Source organism: Micromonospora sp. NPDC049529 (genome assembly GCF_055586685.1).
Genome location: NZ_JBVJHT010000017.1, coordinates 93144 through 111981, shown reverse-complemented (window position 1 = coordinate 111981; position 18838 = coordinate 93144). Strand labels below are relative to the sequence as shown.

Below are 18838 nucleotides of genomic sequence, written 5' to 3'. Positions count from 1 at the left end.
TTAGAGGTATGTCGACCGATCCGTCCCGCACCGCCGTCATCGTCGCCACCGCCCGCTCCCCGATCGGCCGAGCCGGCAAGGGTTCCCTGCGCGACCTGCGGCCGGACGACCTCGCCGCCACGATCGTCCAGGCCGCGCTGGATCAGGTACCCGAACTCGACCCCACCGGAATCGACGACCTCTACCTCGGCTGCGGGCTGCCCGGCGGCGAGCAGGGCTTCAACATGGGCCGGGTGGTCGCCACCCTGCTCGGCCTGGACACCCTGCCGGCCGCCACGGTCACCCGCTACTGCGCCTCCTCGCTCCAGACCACCCGGATGGCCTTCCACGCCATCGCCGCCGGTGAAGGGGACGTCTTCGTCTCCGCCGGGGTCGAGTGCGTCTCCCGCTTCGCCCGGGGCAGCTCCGACGGCCTGCCGTCCGAGGCCCAGGCACTCGTCGGCGGCGGGTGGCAGAACCCCCGGTTCGCGGCGGCCCAGGCCCGCTCGGCGGCCCGTACCGGCGCGGGTGCCGACCGCTGGACCGACCCACGGCTCGACGGGGAACTGCCCGACATCTACCTGACGATGGGGCAGACCGCCGAAAACCTGGCCCAGGTGTACGACGTCAGCCGCGCGGACATGGACGAGTTCGGCGTACGCAGCCAGAACCTCGCCGAGCAGGCCATCGCGGCCGGCTTCTGGGCCCGCGAGATCACCCCGGTGACCCTGCCCTCGGGTGAGGTGGTGAGCGCCGACGACGGTCCCCGGCCCGGGGTGACCCTGGAGGGGGTGGCCGGACTCAAGCCGGTTTTCCGCCCGGACGGCCGGATCACCGCCGGCAACTGCTGCCCACTCAACGACGGCGCGGCGGCGGTGGTCGTGATGAGCGAACAACGCGCCCGAGACCTCGGCATCACGCCACTGGCCCGGATCGTCTCCACCGGGGTCACCGGGCTCTCGCCCGAGATCATGGGACTCGGTCCGGTCGAGGCCTCCCGACAGGCGCTCAAGCGGGCCGGGATGAGCATCGACGACGTCGACCTGGTCGAGATCAACGAGGCGTTCGCGGCCCAGGTGATCCCGTCGTACCGGGAGCTGGACATCCCGCTGGAGAAGCTCAACGTGATGGGCGGCGCGATCGCTGTCGGTCACCCGTTCGGCATGACCGGCGCCCGGATCACCGGCACGCTGATCAACTCGCTGCGGTGGCACGACAAGAGCATCGGTCTGGAGACCATGTGCGTCGGTGGCGGCCAGGGCATGGCCCTCGTCCTCGAACGCCTCAGCTAACCCGTCGGTCAGCCGGCCGTACCCGTCGACCGGTGCGGCCGGCTGACCGGGTCGCACCGGTCGGCCGGTCGGCCGTACCGATCAGCAGGGCTCGTACCGATCAGCAGGGCTCGTACCGATCAGCACGGTCGAACCGATCGCCTGGCCGAAACCGATCAGGTGGGCCGGACCGATCAGGTGGGCCGGGCCGGTTGGCGGGTCACAGGACGCGGCGGGTGGCGGTGACCTCGGCCGCCGCTTCGGCGAGCACCGGTGCCGGCGGGTCGGCGGCGAGCAGGTCGGCGGCGACCACCCGGAGCTGATCCGGCAGGGCCAGGTCGTTGTCGAGCCGGGGCACGGTACGGCGCGGCTCCCCCTCCGCGTCCGCCGCCAGGTTCGCGACCTGCTGGACCAGCCGGTGCAGCAGGTCCGCCCGGGACACGTTGCCGGTCGTCGCCGGAGCCGCCCACCGTGGCGCCATCCAGTGCGCCACCTGACCAACCAACAGCTCGACCGCCCGCCCCAACTCCTCCACACCCATCCCACAAACCCTAGTGCCCCTCCCCACCCCCACCCCCGCCCCGCCCACCTGCTCCCGCCTCGTTGATCATGAAGTTAGCGCCTTCCCGGAGGCGTTCCGACGTACCTAACTTCATGATCAACGGGGTAGAGCGGGCGGGGCGGGAGGGGAACGGCGGACGCCCGCCCCGGGGTGGGGGCGGGCGTCGGGTGGGGCTGGGTGGGGTGGGGTGGTCAGTCGTCGCCCTGGAAGTAGCTGAGCAGGCGCAGCACCTCGAAGTAGAGCCAGATCAGGCTGACCAGGATGCCGAACGCGGCGGTCCAGGAGTAGCGCTGGGGCAGGCCCAGGCGTACGCCCTCTTCGACCTCGTGGAAGCTCAGGATGAAGCTGAGCGAGGCGACCACGATGCAAATGAGGCTGAAGCCGATCGCCAGCGGTCCACCGCTGCGCAGGCCGGTGTCGAAGCCGAAGAGCGACAGCACCAGGTTGATCAGGATGACCGCGAAAAGGCCCACGGTCGCCGCGATCACACCTCGGATGAACTTCGGTGTCGCCCGGATCGCCTTCGCCCGGTAGAGGATCGCCATCAGGAAGAACACCCCGAAGGTGGCGACCACCGCCTGGAGCACGATGCCGTTGTAGAGCGACTCGAAGAACTTGCTCACCGCGCCGACGAGCACGCCCTCGACCACGGCGTAGGCGACCACGAGGGCCGGATTCGCCATCCGCGAGAAGCTGATCACGAGACCGAGCACCAGGCCGATCACCAGCGCGCCGATCCAGGCCACGCCGAGCAGCGCGTCCGGCACCAGCACCCACGCCGCGGTGGCGGCTGCACCCGTGATGCCGAGCAGGGTGACGGTCTTGACGACGACGTCATCGATGGACATCGGCTGCACGGTGGGGGGTGCTGCCGGGTAGGCTCCCGCCGTGGTCGGGTACGGCTGCCCGTAGCCGGGCTGCCCGGTTGGGCCGGCCGGGGCGTACCCGGCGGCCCGCTCGCGCTCGGCCGCCTGGCCGAGCCGGGCCAGCACCGGGTTGGAAGTCTTCACTTTCAGGCCTCCCTCAGGGGGTCGATACGCGGTGAGACCGCGACGCGCTCAAGGGTAGTGGGTCTTAGCGAACTTTGTGGGATTCAGATACCCAGATGGTATTGCAAACGCTGGTGCCCGGGGCGGGGGTCGAACCCGCATGCCTTGCGGCAGCCGCTTTTAAGGCGGCCGTGTCTGCCTTTCCACCACCCGGGCGGGCGGTTCCGGAGGGCTGACGCGCCCTCACGCCTGTCACGGTAGCGGGTTCCGACCCACCGGGCGCACCCCGCCGACCGATCGGCACTAGGGTCAAGGCCGTGACCAGCCCCGCCCCCGCAGCGCAGGACACCGAACTTAGCGAGGACACAGCGGACACGACATCCGGCGTACCCCGGTCCCGCCCGGTACGGTGGTTCGACGCCACCCGCCCGTACGCACCCGACCTCGGGATCTGCCTCCTCTTCCTCGTGCTCGCCGGATGGTTGACGCACGGAATGTGGCCCGACCCGGGGGCTCGTACGCTCGCGCTGAACCCCGAGGACCAGGTGCTCTACGAGTGGTTCCTGGCCACCGACGCCCGCGCCCTGCTCGGCGACTTCGGTCTGCTCACCGACCGGCTCAACGCGCCGGACGGGGTGAACCTGATGGCCAACACCACCGTCATCGCACTGGGGGTGCTGTTCGCCCCGGTGACCCTCGTGTTCGGGGTGGCCACCACCTTCGCCCTGCTGGTGGCCGGCAACCTCGGGGTCACCGCGATCGCCTGGTACCTGCTCTTCCGTCGGGTCCTGCACACCCACCGGCTGGCCGCCGCGCTCGGCGGCGGCTTCTGCGGCTTCGCCCCCGGCATGATCTCGCAGACCAACAGTCACCTGCACATGACCGCGCTCTGGCTGGTGCCGGTGATGGTCTGGCTGGTCGTCCGGCTGGTCCGCGCCGCCGACCCGATCGCCCGCCCCGACCGGCCGGGCCCGGACCGGCGCCGCGTGATCACCTCCGGGGTGGGGCTGGCGGCGGCGGTGACCGTGCAGGTCTTCGTCGGCGAGGAGGTCCTGTTCCTCACCGCGCTCACCCTGATCATCATGACCGTCGCGTACGCGGTCGCGGACCGGGCGCTGCTGCGCCGGGCGCTGCCCCACTTCGCCGCCGGCCTGGCGCTCGCCGTCGGGCTGGCCGGGGCGGCGCTGGCGTACCCGCTCTGGTTCCAGTTCGCCGGGCCGCAGAGCGTGCCGAACGGGATGTTCAGCCCGTACTACTTCTCGGCCGACCTGGCGAGCTGGGTGGCGATCTCACCGCTGTCGATCGCCGGCAGCGACGCGTCCGCCCGACTGACCACCGGTCCGGCCGAGTACAACACCTTCCTCGGCTGGCCGCTGCTGCTCGTCACCCTCGCCGCGGTGGTCTGGCTGCTCCGTTACCCGGCCCGGCGTCCGCTGCTGATCGCCGTCGGCGTCGCCGGGGTGCTGATGGCGGCCCTGTCGCTCGGCCCGGACCTGGTGATCAACGGTACGCGGACCAGCGTGCCCGGACCGTACTCGTTGCTGCTCGGCCTGCCGGTGGTCGACGGCGCGCTGCCGATGCGGTTCGCCCTGGCGCTGATCCCGCTGGTCGCGACGGTGCTGGTGCTCGCCCTCGACCGGGCCCTGCGGACCGGGACCCGGCCGACCCGGATCCTGGTGCCGGCCGTGGTCGTCGCCGCACTGCTGCCGATCTTCCCCGCGCCGCTGCCGACCGCCGCCCGGCCGGTGCTGCCGACGTTCATCAGCGCCGAGCACTGGCGGGACTGTGTCGCCCCCGGTGGGGTGATGGTGCCGGTTCCGCTGCCGACGCCGAAGGAGCCGTGGGCGATGCGCTGGGGATCCGCCGCCAACGCCGAGTTCGGGATGCCGGAGGGCTTTTTCATCGGGCCGTACTCGGCCCGGGGCAAGGCCTCGATGGGCACCTACAAGCAGGCCACCTCCGCCCTGCTGGCCGAGGTGGCCAAGACCGGCGTGGTTCCGCCGATCGACGACGAGCACCGCCAGCGGGCCCGGCAGGACGTGGAGTTCTGGGGCGCCTCGTGCGTGGTGCTGGCCAGCGACGCGCCGCACCCGGAGAGCCTGCGGACCGCCCTGGAGGACCTGTTCGGTCCGGGGACCCGGATCGCCGACGCGTGGACCTGGAAGGTCGGCTGAGCCGGCCGCCGAGCCGGCCACACCGACGACGAGCGCCCCTCGGCGCTGCCGGGGGGCGCTTCGCGTACGCGGTCAGACGCGGGGGGCGATGCGGGGGGTTGCCTCGACGAACTCCTCGCGGGGGTCGTGCAACTGACCCAGGGCGACCACCTCGCGGCGCAGGAAGAAGGCCAGCAGCCAGTCGACCAGCACCCGGATCTTGCGGTTGAACGACGGGATCCGGCCCAGGTGGTACGCCCGGTGCATGGCCCAGGCCGGCAGGCCGGTCAGCTTGATCCCGTACACCTGGGCGACGCCCTTGTGCAGCCCGAGGCTCGCCACGCTGCCGGCGTGCTTGTGCTTGTAGTCCTTCGGCAGCCGGCTGCGGACCACCGCCCGGATGTTGTCCGCCATCTGGACGGCCTGGCGCACCGCGTGCTGGGCGCTCGGCGAGCAGAAGGTTCCGGGCGGGCCGGTCAGGTCCGGCACCGCGGCACAGTCCCCGGCGCTCCACGCCCCGTCCAGCACCCGGTCGCCGTCGACCACCTGGAGGGTCGGCAGGCAGGTGACCCGGCGCCGGTCGTCGCGGGGCAGGTCGGTCTGGTCGAGCAGCGGCGAAGGCTTCACCCCGGCGGTCCAGACGATCGTGTCGGCCCGGAAGCTGTCCCCGTCGGAGAGCTTGACCACGCCGTCCACGCAGGATTCCAACCGGGTGTCCAGCCGGATGTCCATCTTGCGCTTGAGCAACTGCTGCACGGTGTACGCGCCCATGTCCCGGTCGACCTCCGGCAGCACCCGCAGGGTGGCCTCGACCAGCACCCAACGCATGTCCTCCGTCGAGAGCTCCGGGTAGTACTTGAGCGCGTCCCGGGCCATGTCCTCCATCTCGGCCAGCGCCTCGATACCGGCGTAGCCGCCGCCGACGAAGACGAACGTCAGGGCGTTGCGTCGGGTCTCCGAGTCGGTCGTGGCGGCGGCCACGTCGAGCCGGGCCAGGACGTGGTTGCGCAGGTAGATGGCCTCGCCGATGGTCTTGAAGCCGATGCCCTGTTCGCGCAGGCCGGGGATCGGCAGGGTCCGCGACACCGAACCGGGCGCCACCACTATGTGGTCGTACGGGATCTCCCGGGGCGGCCCGATGATCGGCTGTACGGTCGCCGTCTTGCGGGCGTGTTCGATCCGGGTCACCTCACCGGCGACCACGGTGCAGTTGCGCAGGGCCCGGCGCAGCGGCACCACCGCGTGCCGCGGGGAGATGTTGCCCGCGGACGCCTCGGGCAGGAACGGCTGATAGGTCATGTGCGGCTGGGGATCGACCACCATCACCTCGGCCTCCCACGAGCGGAGCTTTTTCGACAAGCGCAGGGCCGCATACAACCCGACGTGCCCAGCGCCAACTACGAGGATCCGTTGTTTCACTCTTCTATCTTTCCCCTGCCGGAGAATTTGTGTGCGGTAGATGCCCTTGTTGTGATGGAGAACGCCGCCGTGAGTCGCCCGACCCGAATCCGGTTGCGACCCGCGTCACTCCGGGCGGGCGCGCCGGAGCATCCAGCTCAGCAGGAAGGCGGCCAGCACGGCGACGGCCATCCCGGCGATCGCGGCCACCACGAAGCTGCCCCGGTCCCACCGCTCGGCCAGCGCGATCAGCAGCACCGCCAGCACGGCGGTGGCAAGCACCACCGCCAGCGCGTTGAGCACCCAGTTCGCGAACACCTCGGGGGCCACCGCCGCGTCGTACGGCAGTTGGGCGGCGAGCGCGCAGAGGCTGTGGGTGAGGTAGAGGAAGCAGGCCAGCCCGAGCAGCCGCCACAGCGCGACCGGCTCGCCGTAGTAGCTGGTCTGGGCCACCCAGCCGGCCACGGTGGCGAGCGCGGCCAGGGTGGGCCAGGCCCGGCCCGGTGCCACCGCCGGCAGCAACGCCACGATCAGCAGGAACAGGATGCCGCGACCGCCCAGGACCGGCACCGGGTAGGCGAGCACGAACCCGGCCAGCCCGCTGAGGAAGATCGCGCAGCGCAGCAGCAGCGGGGCGAGGGTGGCCCGGGTGATCACGGTGTAGATCGACCGGATCCGCTCCGAGATCGCGTTCACCGGGGCCGCCTTCCGAACACGGGTGTCGGTGTGGTCATCGGCCGACCGCCCCGGCCGTGGGTTCGCTCATCGGCCGACCGCCCGAGGCGCGGAGGCGAGGCGGGCGACGTCGCGCAGCACCAGGTCTAGGCTGCCCGCGCCGGCCCAGGCCACCACCGGTACGCCATGCTCGCGCAACTGGCCGATGGTGTTCTCCCGGTCCAGCCGCCACAGCCGGTGCGCCACCTCGGTCCACTGCCCGCGCCGGGGCGGGGTGGTCAGCTCGGGCAGGGTGTCCACCGCGACCACGAACCGGCCGGACCGGGCCAGCCGGGCCAGCATCGCCGCCGACCGGGGATCGACCAGCGGGGTGAACACCACCACGAGCGCGTCCGAGGAGAGCAGCTGCGGGCCGAAGACCTGGTCGTACGGTTCGTGCTCGGAGTTCGCGGCGGTGACGTCGAGCAACCACTCCAGCGCGATCAGGTACTGGCGTCGGCCGGTGGCGGGACGGAGTCGACGGGCGGCGGGACCGTACTCCAGCAGCGAGACCCGGTCGCCCCGGTGCAGGTAGTGCTCGGCGATGGCGGCGGCGGCCCGGACGGTGGTGTCCAGCACCGACGCGGTGCCGCGTACGCCACCGGACCGGCCGGCCTCGGCGAGCACGTCGAGCAGGAGCACCACCTCGGCGTCCCGGTCGGAGAGGGTGGCCGCCACGTGCAGTTGCCGGGCCCGCAGCGACACCCGCCAGTCGATCCGACGCAACCGGTCACCGGGACCGAAGATCCGTACGCCGGCCAGTTCGCCGCCCTCGCCGGGCCGGCGGGAGCGGTGTCCGCCGACGAGCCCCGCGGCCCTCGGCATGGCCTCGTCGGCGTCGAACGGCTCGGTCTTCGGGTAGACCCGCACCGGCTGCGCTTCGATCAGCACCGGTCGGCTGGCCAGCAGCCCGGCGCAGGCGACCGCCCGGATACCGGCCGGGCCGAGCGGGTGCCGGCCCCAGCGCAGCGCCTCGCCGCGCAGTTCCAGGTCGACCGCCTCGTCCGGGGACAGGGTGAGGGCGAGCGGCCGGTCCACCCCGGCCGGGCCGGCGAAGGCGACGTCGGTGAGCTTGAACCAGGGCGAGACCCTGGTCCGGACCACGGCCAGGTCGTAACCGGCGAGGTCCGGGTTGCCCACGGTCACCGCGCCGGTGAAGTCGCTCCCCTCGACCAGTGCCTCGTCCCGGGCCCGGACCGCGATCCGGGGCGCCTCGGTGGGCCGGCGACGCAGGGCGTACGCGGTGCCGAGCGCGAACGGTGCGGCCAGCACGACCAGGTCGACCCGGCCGAACAGCACCGCGGCCAGCAGCAGCAGGCCGGTAAGCAGCACCGCCCGGCCGAGCGCGCGGGTCGGCGTCCACCACTGCGGTACGGGCTCCACCCGCTCCGCCCCCACCGCGTCGCGCGCCGCTGCGCGACGCGGCTGCGGTACGGCGGCCCGCAGCGGCCCGGAGCTGCCGGTCATACCGCGCGTGCTCCGGCGGCGTAACTGGGCAGCGCACCGCTGGCCGGGGCCGGTGTGCGGTCCAGCACCTCGTGGACGACGAAGGACGGGTCGACCCGGCGCAGCCACATCTCCGGGCGCAGGGTGATCCGGTGCGCCAGCGCGGGCGCGGCGACCTCCTTGACGTCCTCCGGGATGACGTAGTCCCGCCCGGCGAGCGCGGCCTTGGCCCGAGCCAGCAGCAGCAGCGCGAGCGAGCCTCGGGGCGAGGCCCCGACCAGCACCGACGCGTGCTCCCGGGTGGCCGCGGTCAGCTCGACGATGTAGCGGCCGAGCGAGTCCTCCACCACCACGTCCTCCAGGGCGGCCTGCATCTCGCGCAGCCGGGCGGCGTCGACCACCGGGGCCAGTTCGGCCTCCTCCTGACGGCGGGACATCCGGCGGCGCAGCACCTCCCCCTCCTCCTCGCGGGTCGGGTAGCCGAACGAGACCCGGAGCAGGAACCGGTCGAGCTGCGCCTCCGGCAGCGGGTAGGTGCCCTCGTACTCGATCGGGTTGGCGGTGGCGAGGACGTGGAACGGCGGGTCGAGCCGGTACGTGACGCCCTCCACCGACACCTGCTTCTCCTGCATCGCCTCCAGCAGCGCCGACTGGGTTTTCGGCGGGGTCCGGTTGATCTCGTCGGCGAGCAGCAGGTTGGTGAAGATCGGGCCGGCCCGGAAGCTGAAGTCGGCGCTGCGCTGGTCGTACAGGAAGGAGCCGGTGACGTCCGCCGGGAGCAGGTCCGGGGTGAACTGCAACCGACGGAAGTCCAGCCCGAGCGCCTGCGCGAACGACCGGGCGGTCAGCGTCTTGCCCAGCCCCGGCAGGTCCTCCAGCAGTACGTGACCGCCGGCCAGGATGCCGGCCAGCACCAGCTCCAGCGAGTCCCGCTTGCCGACGACCACGGTGCAGACCTGGTCCAGGACCGCCCGGGCCAGTCGGGCCACCTCGAAGATGGGCGTGCTCTTGACCTGGTCAGCGTCGTTCATAGCTTCTCCAATTGAGCGACGATCACCGCGAGGTCACGCGGTGCGGGCGTCCGCTTCGGGGGGCTGTCGAGGAACTTCCACACCTGCTCGCCGAGCAGGCTCCGGGCCCGCGCCGGGTCGCTGGCCCGGGTCAGTCCGTGCCGCTGGCGCAGCCGCTCGTCGACCAGGTCGCCGAGGTCCGGGTGCACGCCCTTGGCGTACCGACCGGTCTCGGCCTGGGACCAGATCAGCTTGTTCTCCCACCGGTCGACCACAGCGCGCAGGGCGTCCAGGGCGGCGAAGTTATACATCCCGTCGTCGGCGACGGTCGGACGCGGGCGGGTCGTACGCCGGGTCGGTGCCTTCACCCGGCCGGTGGCCCGGCGCAGCAGCAGCAGGGCCAGCCAGGCGGTGAAGGCCGCCGGTACGGAGATCCCGAGGTCGAACATCCGGAGCCCGACCACGGTCACGGCGGTGAAGCCGGCGGCGGTGAGCCCGGTCCAGAGCCAGGGACCGGCCCGGAACCGTCGCCGACGGGTCGGCTGCGGTTCCTCCTCGTACGTGAGCAGGTCACCGCTGCCGAGCAGGTCGTCGATGCTGGCGCTGCGTTCGGTCACGACGTCACCCCGGCGGTCAGCTCCGTACGCAGCCGCTGGAGCGCGGACCGGGCCTGGGTGCGCATCCGCTCGTCCACGCTGCGGGTGGCGTACCGGGCCTCCCGGTAGACCTGGGCGAACGCGGCCAGCACCTCGGCGCTGACCACCCCGGTACCGTCGCGCAGCAGCCGGGTCACCAGGTCGGTCGGGGTGTCGCCGACCCGGCGGGGCATCCCGGCGGCCGCCGCCGCCTGCTCCAGCCGGACCCAGCAGGCGATCACCGCGCGACGCGGGTCGGTGTCGGAGTCGGAGAGGTCGACCAGTCCGGCGTCGAGCGCGTCCACCACCGCCTGGGCGGTCTGGGCGGCCGACGCCTGGCCGGCTCCGGTCGGCATCTTCGCGCTCCGCCGCCGGGCCAGATCCCGCAGCAGCCGCCGGGCCAGCACCACGAGCAGCGCCAGCAGGGCGAGGGCGGCGAGGCCGATCGCCCCGTTGATCAACCAGCCGGGCACCGTGAACGGCTCGGCCGGGGCGAGTTCGAGTGGGGGCTGGGTCGGCTCGACGTACTCCGGGACGATGACGTCGGGCGGCGGCGCCGGCTCGGCCTGCTCCAGCCGGTCGATCCGCAGCGACGACTGGGCGGTCGACAACGCGGCGAGGGCGAGCAGCAGTGCGACCGCCGCGAGCGGCCACCATCTGCGCAGAGCGGAACTGGCCATCCCGCTTACCGCCCCCGAACTGTCGCCGATGTCCTAGTCCAACCCGGCCAGACCCTTGGCCCGGGTGAATATCCCGTCCAGCATCGCTGGTGTCAACCGTCCGGTGAAGGTGTTTTGCTGGCTGACGTGGTACGAGCCGAGCAAGTCCGGAACGGTTCCGCCGGCCCAGTGTGCCCCATGGCCGAAGGCGGGACGCGGACTGGGCGGGCGGACGCCGTACACCTGGTGGAGCACCGGCCACCACGCGGCCCAGGCGAAGGCGCCGAGGGCGACCACGACGCGCAGCGTGGGTCTGATCAGCTGCACCTCCCGGTGCAGCCAGGGGGCGCAGGTGTCCCGTTCGACCGGGGTCGGTTTGTTGTCCGGCGGCGCGCACCGGACCGCCGCGAAGATCCTGGTGTGCCGCAGGGTCAGGCCGTCGTCGGCGGCCACACTGGTCGCCTGGTTGGCCAGCCCGGCCCGGTGCATGGCGGCGAAGAGCACGTCGCCGGACCGGTCACCGGTGAAGATCCGCCCGGTGCGGTTGCCGCCGTGCGCGGCCGGGGCGAGGCCGAGGATGGCGATCCGGGCGTCGGCGACGCCGAACCCCGGCACCGGTCGGCCCCAGTACTCCTGGTCCCGGAACGCCGCCCGGCGCACCGTGGCGACCTCCTCCCGCCAGGCCACCAGGCGGGGGCAGGCGAAGCAGTCGGCGACGGCGCCGTCGAGGTCGGGCAGGTCGCTCGCCCGCGCGGCGCGGGCGAGGACCTGCACGGCGGTACGGGTCTCAGCCAAGCCGGCTCCGGAAGAATTCGAGCGTACGGGCCCAGGCGCTGGCCGCCGCCTGCCGGTCGAAGACCTCCGGCCGGTCGTCGTTGAAGAACGCGTGCCGGGTGCCGGGGTAGTCGTGCAGCGAGCACTCGCCTCCGGCGTCCTTGATCGCGACCTGGGCGGCCTGGATGCCGTCGTCGGCCGAGGTGCCGTCCTCTTCGGAGCAGTGGATGATCGCGGCCTTGCCTGCGTAGCCGGACCACTCCGGACGCATCCGCTCCCAGGGCAGGGCCGGGTAGAAGCCGACCGTCGCGACGATCCGTGGGGAGAGCGTGGCGGACCAGAGGGCGAGGCTGCCGCCGGCGCAGAAGCCGACCGCGCCCACCTGGCCGGTCACCTCCGGACGGTCGGCCAGGTAGTCGGCGGCACCGGCGATGTCCCGACCGGCCTGGTCCATCGCCAGCCCCATCAGCAGCCGCCGGGCCTGGTCCGGCTCACCGGTCGAGGCGCCGTGGTACAGGTCGGGGGCGAGTGCGACGAAGCCGGCCTCGGCGAACCGGTCGGCGACGGCGGTGATGTGTGGGACCAGGCCCCACCATTCCTGGATCACGATGACAGCCGGACCGGCCGCACCGCTGGTGGGTAGGGCCAGGTATCCCTCGCTGGTGCCACCATTACTCCGGTAGGTCACCTTTTCGCCCATCAGCCGGCCTCCTGTCGGTCAGTCATCATTGGCTGGTCGCACAGTTGTTGCTACGTTGCGTGCGGGTAGCCTGCCATGCCTGACCGTCAGCGGGGAAGACGGCGTGGCGTACGCCTCCCGTATCGGTGGACGTACACCCCGCCGTCCTTCCCGTCCGTCACCCGTCAACCGAGTCTGTACGACTTCCGGCTACGGGAGCCGTCGAACGGCTGGATCCGTGCTCGTTCAGGCCGCCTTCGGCTTGAGGCAGAGCAGGTAACCGGTGCCGCCCACCGGGATGGCGTAGTAGATGGAGTACTCCTCGCCCTCGGCGGCGTACTGCTCGCAGTCCGTGTTCGCCTTCGCCTGCGCCTCGGTCTGGTTCTCGATCCGGCCGACCACGTTGTACGCGGCCTCGGTCGAGGTGCACTCGACCACCTTGGCGTTCGGAGCGTTCTCCTCCTCGCCCACGGCCACCTCGGGCAGCGCGGCGAGGCAGTCGCCGACCTTCGCCTCGGCGGCCTTGTCCTCGCCGCCGCCGAGCACGGCGCTGACGCCGAACTTCACCGCAACCGCGACCGCGATGACCGCCAGCACGCTGACGATCTTCTTGACCGGGCTCTTCTTCTTGGCCGGTGCGGGGGGAACCGGCACGGGTGCGCCGGCCGCGGCCGGGAACGGCGCGGGTGCGCCGGGATCGACCGGCGGCGGCACCGGCGCTCCCGGCAGGGGGGATGCCGGGGCGGCGGGCGGCGGGGGTGCCTGGTCCGTCACTGACTGTCCTCTCGAAACAGGGGGTTTGTTCGATCCGCACCAAGTGATCAAGTGCGGGGGATACGGTATCCATCGCCCCCGACATTTCGCTGCCCGGATCCCTCCACCTTTCAGCCGAGGTTGCCGCCCGTTCCGCCCGCGGGCGGCGCCACCGGTGGGGCGGTCGGCACCGGGCTCGGGGGCGCGCCGGTCGGCACCGGTGTCGGCGTGCCCCCCACCGGTGCAGGTGTCGGGGTGGCCGGCGTCGGCGGTGTCGGCGCGGCGTCGGACGGGACCGGTCCGGTCGAGAACCGGAACGGCGCACCCTCCGGGCAGTACGGGTACGGCTGCCGCAGCGGATCCCCCAGTTGATCCCGCGCCGCCTCGGCCAGCCCGCCGGGGACCTGCAGGGGCCGATCGCACCACGGGTGCCCGAGCCGGATCGGTCGACCGTCCTGGTCGAACAGTCGCACCCCCTCCATCAACCGGCCCTGCGCGTCGTAGACGTAGACGTCCTGGACCCCGGCGTACGGATCCTCGTTGTAGGACGGTGTGTAGTAGGTGTTGTGCGGTCCCCGCTGGTCGATGTCGACGAAAATGACCAAGCCGAACAGCGCCAGCGCCACCGTGCCGAGGGTCATCGAATGCCGCCGCCAGCCCCGGAGCGGGACGCTACGCGTGCCCAACCAGATCGAACCGACCACGCAAAGGCCGAGCAGCAGTACGGCGGCCAGGCCGTTGCCGCCGAGCCGGGGGAGCAGCCCGTAGCCGTCACTGGTGAACAGGACCGTGATGAACATGGCGACCAGGTAACCGCGCAGCAGCCACCAGGCCGGACGGAGCAGCCGGATGAAGTCGCTGGCGTTGGCGTACCCGATCACGGGTCCGGTCCGGGCGTCGACGGCGCGCAGCCGGCCGCGCAGCCGGTGCACCGCGCTGGCGATCCGCTTGTCCGCGTCGGGCGCCGGATCGGCCGGTCGCAGCCCGGCCGCCGTACGCAGTTCGGCCGCGTACGCCTCCGGGGTGCCGAGCCGGTCGACGAGCGCCCCGGCGTCCTCGGCGGCCACCTCGGCGAGATGTTCCGGCAGGTCCTCCAGGAGTTCGTCCCGGTCGGCCGGGGACAGGTCGGCCAGGGCCAGCCGGACCCGTTGGACGTAGTCGGTGATCTCCCGCTCGGTCATGTCATCCTCGCTTCGCCCGGTGGCACCCTCCCCGTTGCGCGCGGTCATGCCGTGCGCCCCCGTTCGTCGAGGAGCTGGTCCATGGTGGATGAGAAGGCCCGCCACACCTTGCCGGACCGGTCGAGCTGGTCGCGGCCGGCGGTGTTGAGGGCGTAGTACTTGCGATGCGGCCCCGATTCGCTGGGCACCACGTAGGTGGTCAGCAGTCCGGCCTGGAACAGCCGGCGCAGGGTGCCGTAGACGGAGGCGTCGCCGATCTCGTCCAGACCGGCGGTACGTAGACGACGCATGATGTCGTAGCCGTAGCCGTCCTCTTCCTTGAGGACGGCCAGAACCGCGAGATCCAGCACGCCTTTGAGCAGCTGGGTAGTGTCCACGCGGTGGAGAGTAGTGTGTATTGCGAGATACCGTCAACAGCACAGTAGGCGGAGGCGGCCGACGAGTCCTCAGACGTAGAGCTTGCGAAGCTCGTGGGCGATGTCGGGCACCTCGGTCAACGCACCACCGGCCACCGACATCACCAACGCTTCGGCCTGATCCACGTCAACGTCCTGGATCCGGACCTCGTTGAGGGCCAGGAACACCCGGGCCGCCGCCCAGGCGAGTCGCTTGTTCCCGTCGATCAGCGCGTGGTTCATGCAGACCGAGTGCAGCAGCGCGGCGGCCTTGCTCCACAGATCCGGGTACGCTTCCCGGCCGAACACGACGGTGGCCGGACGGACGACCGCCGACGACAGCAGACCGACATCACGGATCTGCGGCGTCCCACCCACCACGATGGAGGCGATCTCCATGAGGTCGTCGACCTCCAGATAGTTGGTCACTCGGCCAGCCGACGCAGCAGTTCGGCGTCGCGCTCGGCAACCTCTCCCGCGAGATCCCGTACGCGGGCGCGTCGACTGTGCGCCGAGATGTACTCCTCGACCGCCACGACGATGGTGGCGTTCATCGACCGGTGCTCCTGATCGGCGAGTTGCTTGAGCCGCTCGTGCAACTCGTCGGGAAGATTGACAGTGGTGACCATATGAAAATCATACCGCCCGCCACCAGCACGAACGCCTGGTAGCGGACAACCTAGAACGCCCGTCGCGGCGCGGTCCATCCAACGAACCGGACGAACATCTCCTGGGGACCCGGCATCTCGTTCGGGTTCAGCCGGTACAGCTCAGCCATCGCCTCGTGAAGCTGGGCCGCCATATAGACGGAGAGGCCCACCCGGTCCCTCTCGTACTCAGTCTTCAATGCCTGCTGGCCGGGAGGCACGGCCAAGGAAACGAGCACACCAGGCAAGCCCACAGCGGCCTGTGGGGCGTATGCGGTCGTTGAGGTCGAGGGGGACGGTCATGAACGGTGGAGCGATTGGACGTCGACATCCCTCCAGCCTGTCGGCAGCGTAGCCACTAGTCAAGACCCCTAGTAGGGTGTTGCCCAACTAGGGCATGCCCTAGTTGGGGGGTGTCTAGCGTCCGGGTTATGAGCGGCGATCTCATGGGAGCGCACGAGATTCGTATGCGCCTGGGTGTCAGCAGACAGCGGGTGGAGCAGCTGATGAAGCGCCCCGACTGGCCGGAGCCGTACATCACGCTCGCGACGGGCCGGATCTGGCGTACCAAGGACATCGAGGCTTGGATCCGGGAGCACCGGCCAAACCTGGTTGACGAGGAAGGCTGAGGGTCCCGGCGACTCCAAGGCCCTCCGTACAGCTAGCTGTCAGCCAACGGTCTCACCCTGAGGGCCGGCAACGATCACGTTTGGCAGTGCCTATTGTCAAGCGCGTGGACGTTGTCGGGGTTGCCGAGATCGCTGACATGCTCGGTGGGATGTCCCGCCAACGGGCGAACGTGATCGCCAACAGCAAGGGCTTCCCCGATCCGGTGTTCGTGCTGCGGATGGGCAAGGCGTGGGCGAAGGCTGACGTTGAAGCCTGGATCCGAGAGCACCGGCCAGAACTGGCCAACCCGCAGAACTGAGTTCCGTATCTTCTAGAGCAGGCTGTAGGCGATGCCGTCGAGGATGTCGTGCTCGCTGGCCACGACCGAGGGCATGCCGGCTCGCTCCATGATCACCCGAAGCACCAGCGCGCCCGCGCCGATCACGTCCGCACGGCCGGGATGCATCACCGGGTACTCCATCCGCTGGGCCGACGACCGGGCCAACAGGTCCGAGGTCACCTTCGCCACCTCGTCGTACGAGATGCGCGCGTGGTGGATCCGCTCCGGCTCGTACGCCTCCAGGCCCTGGGCGATCGCCACCACCGTGGTCACCGAACCGGCCAGGCCGATCAGGGTGGCCGCCTCCCGACCGGGAACCGCCGCCAGCGCCCGATCCACGGCAGCCGCGATGTCCGCCTCGGCCGCCGCGACCTGAGCCGGCGTCGGCGGGTCGTCGTGCAGGTGCCGCTCGGTCATCCGGACACAGCCGATGTCGACCGAGATCGCCGCCGTGACCCGCTCCCCCGCCGAGCCCGTGCCCTGCTTCCCTGCCGCCGTGCCCTGCTCACCACCGGCCGGGCCACGGTCGCCGACGACGAACTCGGTGGAGCCGCCGCCGATGTCGACCACGAGGAACGGCGACCGGGCGTCGGCCGGCAGGCCGCGTACCGCGCCGGTGAACGAGAGCCGGGCCTCCTCGTCGCCGGAGACCACCTCGGGGGCCACGCCCAGGGTGTCGGACACCATCGCCCGGAACTCGTCGGCGTTGCTGGCGTCGCGGGAGGCGGAGGTGGCGCACATGCGTACGCGGGTCGCGCCGAGGTCGGTCAGCTCGGTCGCGTACCCGGCCAGGGCCTGCCGGGTACGTTCGATCGCCTCCGGAGCGAGCCGACCGGTCCGGTCCACGCCCTGCCCCAGCCGGACGATCTCCATCCGCCGGGAAACGTCCACCAGTGACGCCGTCGGACCGGCCGCCGGATCCGGCAGGTCGGCCACGAGCAGCCGGATGGAGTTGGTACCGCAGTCGATCGCCGCCACTCTGGTCGTCACGGCAGCCACCCTACGTCAGAGGCGCAGCAGCATCCGTACGTTGCCCAGGGTGTTCGGTTTGACCCGCTCCAGGCCGAGGAACTCCGCCACACCCTCGTCGTACGAGCGCAGCAGTTGCTCGTACACGGCCTGCGGGACCGGTGCGCCGTCGATCTCGACGAAACCGAACGAGCCGAAGAAGCCGGTCTCGAAGGTCAGGCAGAACACCCGGGTCACGCCCAACTCCCGCGCCACCGCCAGCAGCTCGGCCACGATCCGGTGACCGATCTTCAGGCCCCGGCAGTCGGGGTGGACCGCCACCGTACGGATCTCGGCCAGGTCCTCCCACATCACGTGCAGTGCCCCGCACCCGACCACCACCCCGTCGTCGGGCCGGACCGCCACCCAGAACTCCTGCACGTGCTCGTACAGGGTGACGGTGGCCTTGCTGAGCAGCCGCCCACCCGGACTGTAGGTGTCGATCAGCTCGCGGATGCCGCGCACGTCGGCGGTCCGCGCCCGCCGGACGACAGGATCCGTGCTCATGACGAGAGGGTAACCACGAGAGGCGGCACGGTTGTCAGTCGGTCTGGGACGGGGGCAGATCGACGCACGAACCGCCGAGCCACCAGGGCTCGATCAGTTCGAGGGTCTCGTCACCGAACGGGTTGACGCCGGGGCCGGTGGCCAGGGCGTGACCGAGGTGCACGTGCAGGCACTTCACCCGGCCCGGCATGCCACCGGCGGAGATGCCGTCGATCTCCGGCACCGCGCCGATCGCGTCGCGGCGGGTCAGGTAGTCCTCGTGCGCGGCCCGGTACCGCGCCGCCAGCTCCGGATCCTCGGCCAGCCGGTCGGCCATCTCCTTCATCACCCCGGCCGACTCCAACCGGCTGCACGCACCGACGGCGCGCGGGCAGGTCAGGTAGAACAGGGTCGGGAACGGGGTGCCGTCGGCGAGCCGTGGCGTCGTCTCGACCACGTCCGGCCGCCCGCAGGGGCAGCGGTGCGCGACCGCTCGGGTGCCGCGCGGCGTACGGCCGAGTTGCGCGCCCACGGCGGCCAGGTCTTCGTCGGTGGCCGGTTCGCGCGCGGGCAGGGGGACCAGACCGGCCGCCGGCCGCTCCGGGGGTACGACGGTCAACGTGCTGGACCTTCCTCGTTGGCGGCCCGGACACTGGACCAGAGCATGTCGTACCAGGGTTCGGCGGGTTTCGGTGCCGGCTCGGTGGCGGTCCCGGCGTCGCGGGCGGCGCCCTCGGCATCGGTGAGGATCAGCAGCAGCCGCTCACCGGGCCGGACCATGAAGAACCGCTCCTTGGCCTCGGTGGTGATGAAGGCCGGGTCCTTCCAGAGCTCGGCCTCCTGCGTCAACTTGCCGATGTGCTCCCGCTGGGCCTGCTGCGCGGCCTCCATCCGGGCGATGTCCGCCTGCTGTCCGAGGTAGACCCGGACCGGGTAGGTGTACGCGAGCGCGAGCGCGACGAAGACCGCGAAGAGTGCGGTCGCCCGGCCGGTGAACCGGCGCGGCTGGGGGGCGAAGGTGCGTTTGGTCGCACCCGCGGCGGGGGGGGGGGGGGGGGGGGGGGGGGGGGGGGGGGGGGGGGGGGGGGGGGGGGGTTGGGGGGGGGGGGGGGGGGGGGGGGAGGGGGGGGGGGGGGGGGGGGGGGGCGGG

General features: G+C 71.7%; 23 protein-coding genes and 1 tRNA gene. 4 read left to right on the top strand and 20 right to left on the bottom strand.

What is annotated here, in order from left to right; translation table 11 throughout:
* Positions 1 to 8 precede the first annotated feature (8 nt).
* A complete protein-coding gene (locus ACZ6QQ_RS27465; protein ID WP_465880201.1) occupies positions 9 to 1271 on the top strand; it encodes an acetyl-CoA C-acetyltransferase in 1263 nt (420 codons plus the stop codon).
* Positions 1272 to 1470: 199 nt separating this feature from the next.
* On the opposite strand, the gene ACZ6QQ_RS27460 is transcribed toward ACZ6QQ_RS27465, so the two are convergent.
* The 3 genes from ACZ6QQ_RS27460 to ACZ6QQ_RS27450 all read right to left on the bottom strand — a co-directional run bounded on the left by ACZ6QQ_RS27460 (position 1471) and on the right by ACZ6QQ_RS27450 (position 3017).
* Positions 1471 to 1791 (bottom strand): hypothetical protein, encoded by a 321-nt coding sequence (locus ACZ6QQ_RS27460; RefSeq protein WP_465880199.1) that lies wholly within the window; start codon positions 1789 to 1791, stop codon positions 1471 to 1473.
* A 212-nt stretch (positions 1792 to 2003) separates the two neighbouring features.
* Positions 2004 to 2822, bottom strand: coding sequence for a Bax inhibitor-1/YccA family protein (locus ACZ6QQ_RS27455; protein WP_465880198.1), 819 nt, complete (start codon positions 2820 to 2822; stop codon positions 2004 to 2006).
* A 111-nt stretch (positions 2823 to 2933) separates the two neighbouring features.
* Positions 2934 to 3017, bottom strand: a tRNA-Leu gene (locus ACZ6QQ_RS27450).
* 101 nt (positions 3018 to 3118) lie between these two features.
* Here ACZ6QQ_RS27450 and ACZ6QQ_RS27445 point away from each other — a divergent pair.
* Positions 3119 to 4975 carry a hypothetical protein gene (locus ACZ6QQ_RS27445; protein ID WP_465880197.1) on the top strand — a complete coding sequence of 619 codons (1857 nt, stop codon included), beginning with the start codon at positions 3119 to 3121 and terminating at the stop codon, positions 4973 to 4975.
* 72 nt (positions 4976 to 5047) lie between these two features.
* Here the strand turns inward: ACZ6QQ_RS27445 and ACZ6QQ_RS27440 are convergent, their stop codons facing one another.
* From ACZ6QQ_RS27440 to ACZ6QQ_RS27380, 13 genes are all read right to left on the bottom strand, one after another.
* Positions 5048 to 6373: an NAD(P)/FAD-dependent oxidoreductase gene (locus tag ACZ6QQ_RS27440; RefSeq protein WP_465880195.1), complete on the bottom strand. Its 1326-nt coding sequence runs from the start codon at positions 6371 to 6373 to the stop codon at positions 5048 to 5050.
* 105 nt (positions 6374 to 6478) lie between these two features.
* Positions 6479 to 7048, bottom strand: a complete 570-nt coding sequence (locus tag ACZ6QQ_RS27435; RefSeq protein ID WP_465880194.1) for a hypothetical protein — start codon at positions 7046 to 7048, stop codon at positions 6479 to 6481.
* A gap of 66 nt (positions 7049 to 7114) precedes the next feature.
* Positions 7115 to 8533 (bottom strand): DUF58 domain-containing protein, encoded by a 1419-nt coding sequence (locus tag ACZ6QQ_RS27430; RefSeq protein ID WP_465880192.1) that lies wholly within the window; start codon positions 8531 to 8533, stop codon positions 7115 to 7117.
* A complete protein-coding gene (locus ACZ6QQ_RS27425; protein ID WP_465880191.1) occupies positions 8530 to 9543 on the bottom strand; it encodes an AAA family ATPase in 1014 nt (337 codons plus the stop codon). The genes ACZ6QQ_RS27430 and ACZ6QQ_RS27425 overlap by 4 nt, the downstream gene beginning before the upstream one ends.
* A complete protein-coding gene (locus tag ACZ6QQ_RS27420) occupies positions 9540 to 10139 on the bottom strand; it encodes a hypothetical protein (protein ID WP_465880190.1) in 600 nt (199 codons plus the stop codon). Before ACZ6QQ_RS27420 ends, ACZ6QQ_RS27425 begins: the two co-directional genes overlap by 4 nt.
* The gene (locus ACZ6QQ_RS27415) at positions 10136 to 10837 is read right to left on the bottom strand and encodes a DUF4129 domain-containing protein (RefSeq protein ID WP_465880188.1); all 702 of its coding nucleotides are present in this window, start codon (positions 10835 to 10837) and stop codon (positions 10136 to 10138) included. The genes ACZ6QQ_RS27420 and ACZ6QQ_RS27415 overlap by 4 nt, the downstream gene beginning before the upstream one ends.
* A 33-nt stretch (positions 10838 to 10870) precedes the next feature.
* Entirely contained in the window at positions 10871 to 11611 is a 741-nt protein-coding gene (locus ACZ6QQ_RS27410) for a uracil-DNA glycosylase (RefSeq protein WP_465880187.1), read from the bottom strand.
* On the bottom strand, positions 11604 to 12290 hold the full coding sequence (locus ACZ6QQ_RS27405) for a dienelactone hydrolase family protein (protein ID WP_465880185.1): 687 nt from the start codon (positions 12288 to 12290) through the stop codon (positions 11604 to 11606). Before ACZ6QQ_RS27405 ends, ACZ6QQ_RS27410 begins: the two co-directional genes overlap by 8 nt.
* Positions 12291 to 12515: 225 nt before the next feature.
* Positions 12516 to 13043, bottom strand: coding sequence for an LppU/SCO3897 family protein (locus tag ACZ6QQ_RS27400; protein WP_465880184.1), 528 nt, complete (start codon positions 13041 to 13043; stop codon positions 12516 to 12518).
* A 110-nt stretch (positions 13044 to 13153) separates the two neighbouring features.
* On the bottom strand, positions 13154 to 14203 hold the full coding sequence (locus tag ACZ6QQ_RS27395; protein ID WP_465880183.1) for an HAAS signaling domain-containing protein: 1050 nt from the start codon (positions 14201 to 14203) through the stop codon (positions 13154 to 13156).
* Positions 14204 to 14247: 44 nt separating this feature from the next.
* Positions 14248 to 14580 carry a PadR family transcriptional regulator gene (locus tag ACZ6QQ_RS27390; protein WP_465880181.1) on the bottom strand — a complete coding sequence of 111 codons (333 nt, stop codon included), beginning with the start codon at positions 14578 to 14580 and terminating at the stop codon, positions 14248 to 14250.
* Positions 14581 to 14649: 69 nt separating this feature from the next.
* Positions 14650 to 15027: a type II toxin-antitoxin system death-on-curing family toxin gene (locus ACZ6QQ_RS27385; protein ID WP_465880180.1), complete on the bottom strand. Its 378-nt coding sequence runs from the start codon at positions 15025 to 15027 to the stop codon at positions 14650 to 14652.
* Positions 15024 to 15227 carry a ribbon-helix-helix domain-containing protein gene (locus tag ACZ6QQ_RS27380; protein ID WP_465880179.1) on the bottom strand — a complete coding sequence of 68 codons (204 nt, stop codon included), beginning with the start codon at positions 15225 to 15227 and terminating at the stop codon, positions 15024 to 15026. The genes ACZ6QQ_RS27385 and ACZ6QQ_RS27380 overlap by 4 nt, the downstream gene beginning before the upstream one ends.
* A gap of 449 nt (positions 15228 to 15676) precedes the next feature.
* On the opposite strand from ACZ6QQ_RS27380, the gene ACZ6QQ_RS27375 reads away from it, so the two are divergent.
* Together ACZ6QQ_RS27375 and ACZ6QQ_RS27370 are read left to right on the top strand one after the other, a co-directional pair.
* Complete coding sequence (locus tag ACZ6QQ_RS27375) at positions 15677 to 15874, top strand: helix-turn-helix transcriptional regulator (protein WP_465880178.1); 198 nt, start codon at positions 15677 to 15679, stop codon at positions 15872 to 15874.
* Positions 15875 to 15978: 104 nt separating this feature from the next.
* Complete coding sequence (locus tag ACZ6QQ_RS27370; RefSeq protein ID WP_465880176.1) at positions 15979 to 16173, top strand: hypothetical protein; 195 nt, start codon at positions 15979 to 15981, stop codon at positions 16171 to 16173.
* A gap of 12 nt (positions 16174 to 16185) precedes the next feature.
* On the opposite strand, the gene ACZ6QQ_RS27365 is transcribed toward ACZ6QQ_RS27370, so the two are convergent.
* The 4 genes from ACZ6QQ_RS27365 to ACZ6QQ_RS27350 form a co-directional block, all read right to left on the bottom strand.
* Positions 16186 to 17172, bottom strand: a complete 987-nt coding sequence (locus ACZ6QQ_RS27365; RefSeq protein WP_465880263.1) for a Ppx/GppA phosphatase family protein — start codon at positions 17170 to 17172, stop codon at positions 16186 to 16188.
* A 27-nt stretch (positions 17173 to 17199) separates the two neighbouring features.
* Positions 17200 to 17709, bottom strand: coding sequence for an amino-acid N-acetyltransferase (locus ACZ6QQ_RS27360; RefSeq protein WP_465880175.1), 510 nt, complete (start codon positions 17707 to 17709; stop codon positions 17200 to 17202).
* 34 nt (positions 17710 to 17743) lie between these two features.
* Entirely contained in the window at positions 17744 to 18307 is a 564-nt protein-coding gene (locus tag ACZ6QQ_RS27355) for a DUF501 domain-containing protein (protein WP_465880173.1), read from the bottom strand.
* Positions 18304 to 18838 (bottom strand): FtsB family cell division protein (locus ACZ6QQ_RS27350; RefSeq protein ID WP_465880172.1); only part of this gene is annotated, 535 nt, incomplete at its 5' end. The genes ACZ6QQ_RS27355 and ACZ6QQ_RS27350, both read right to left, overlap by 4 nt.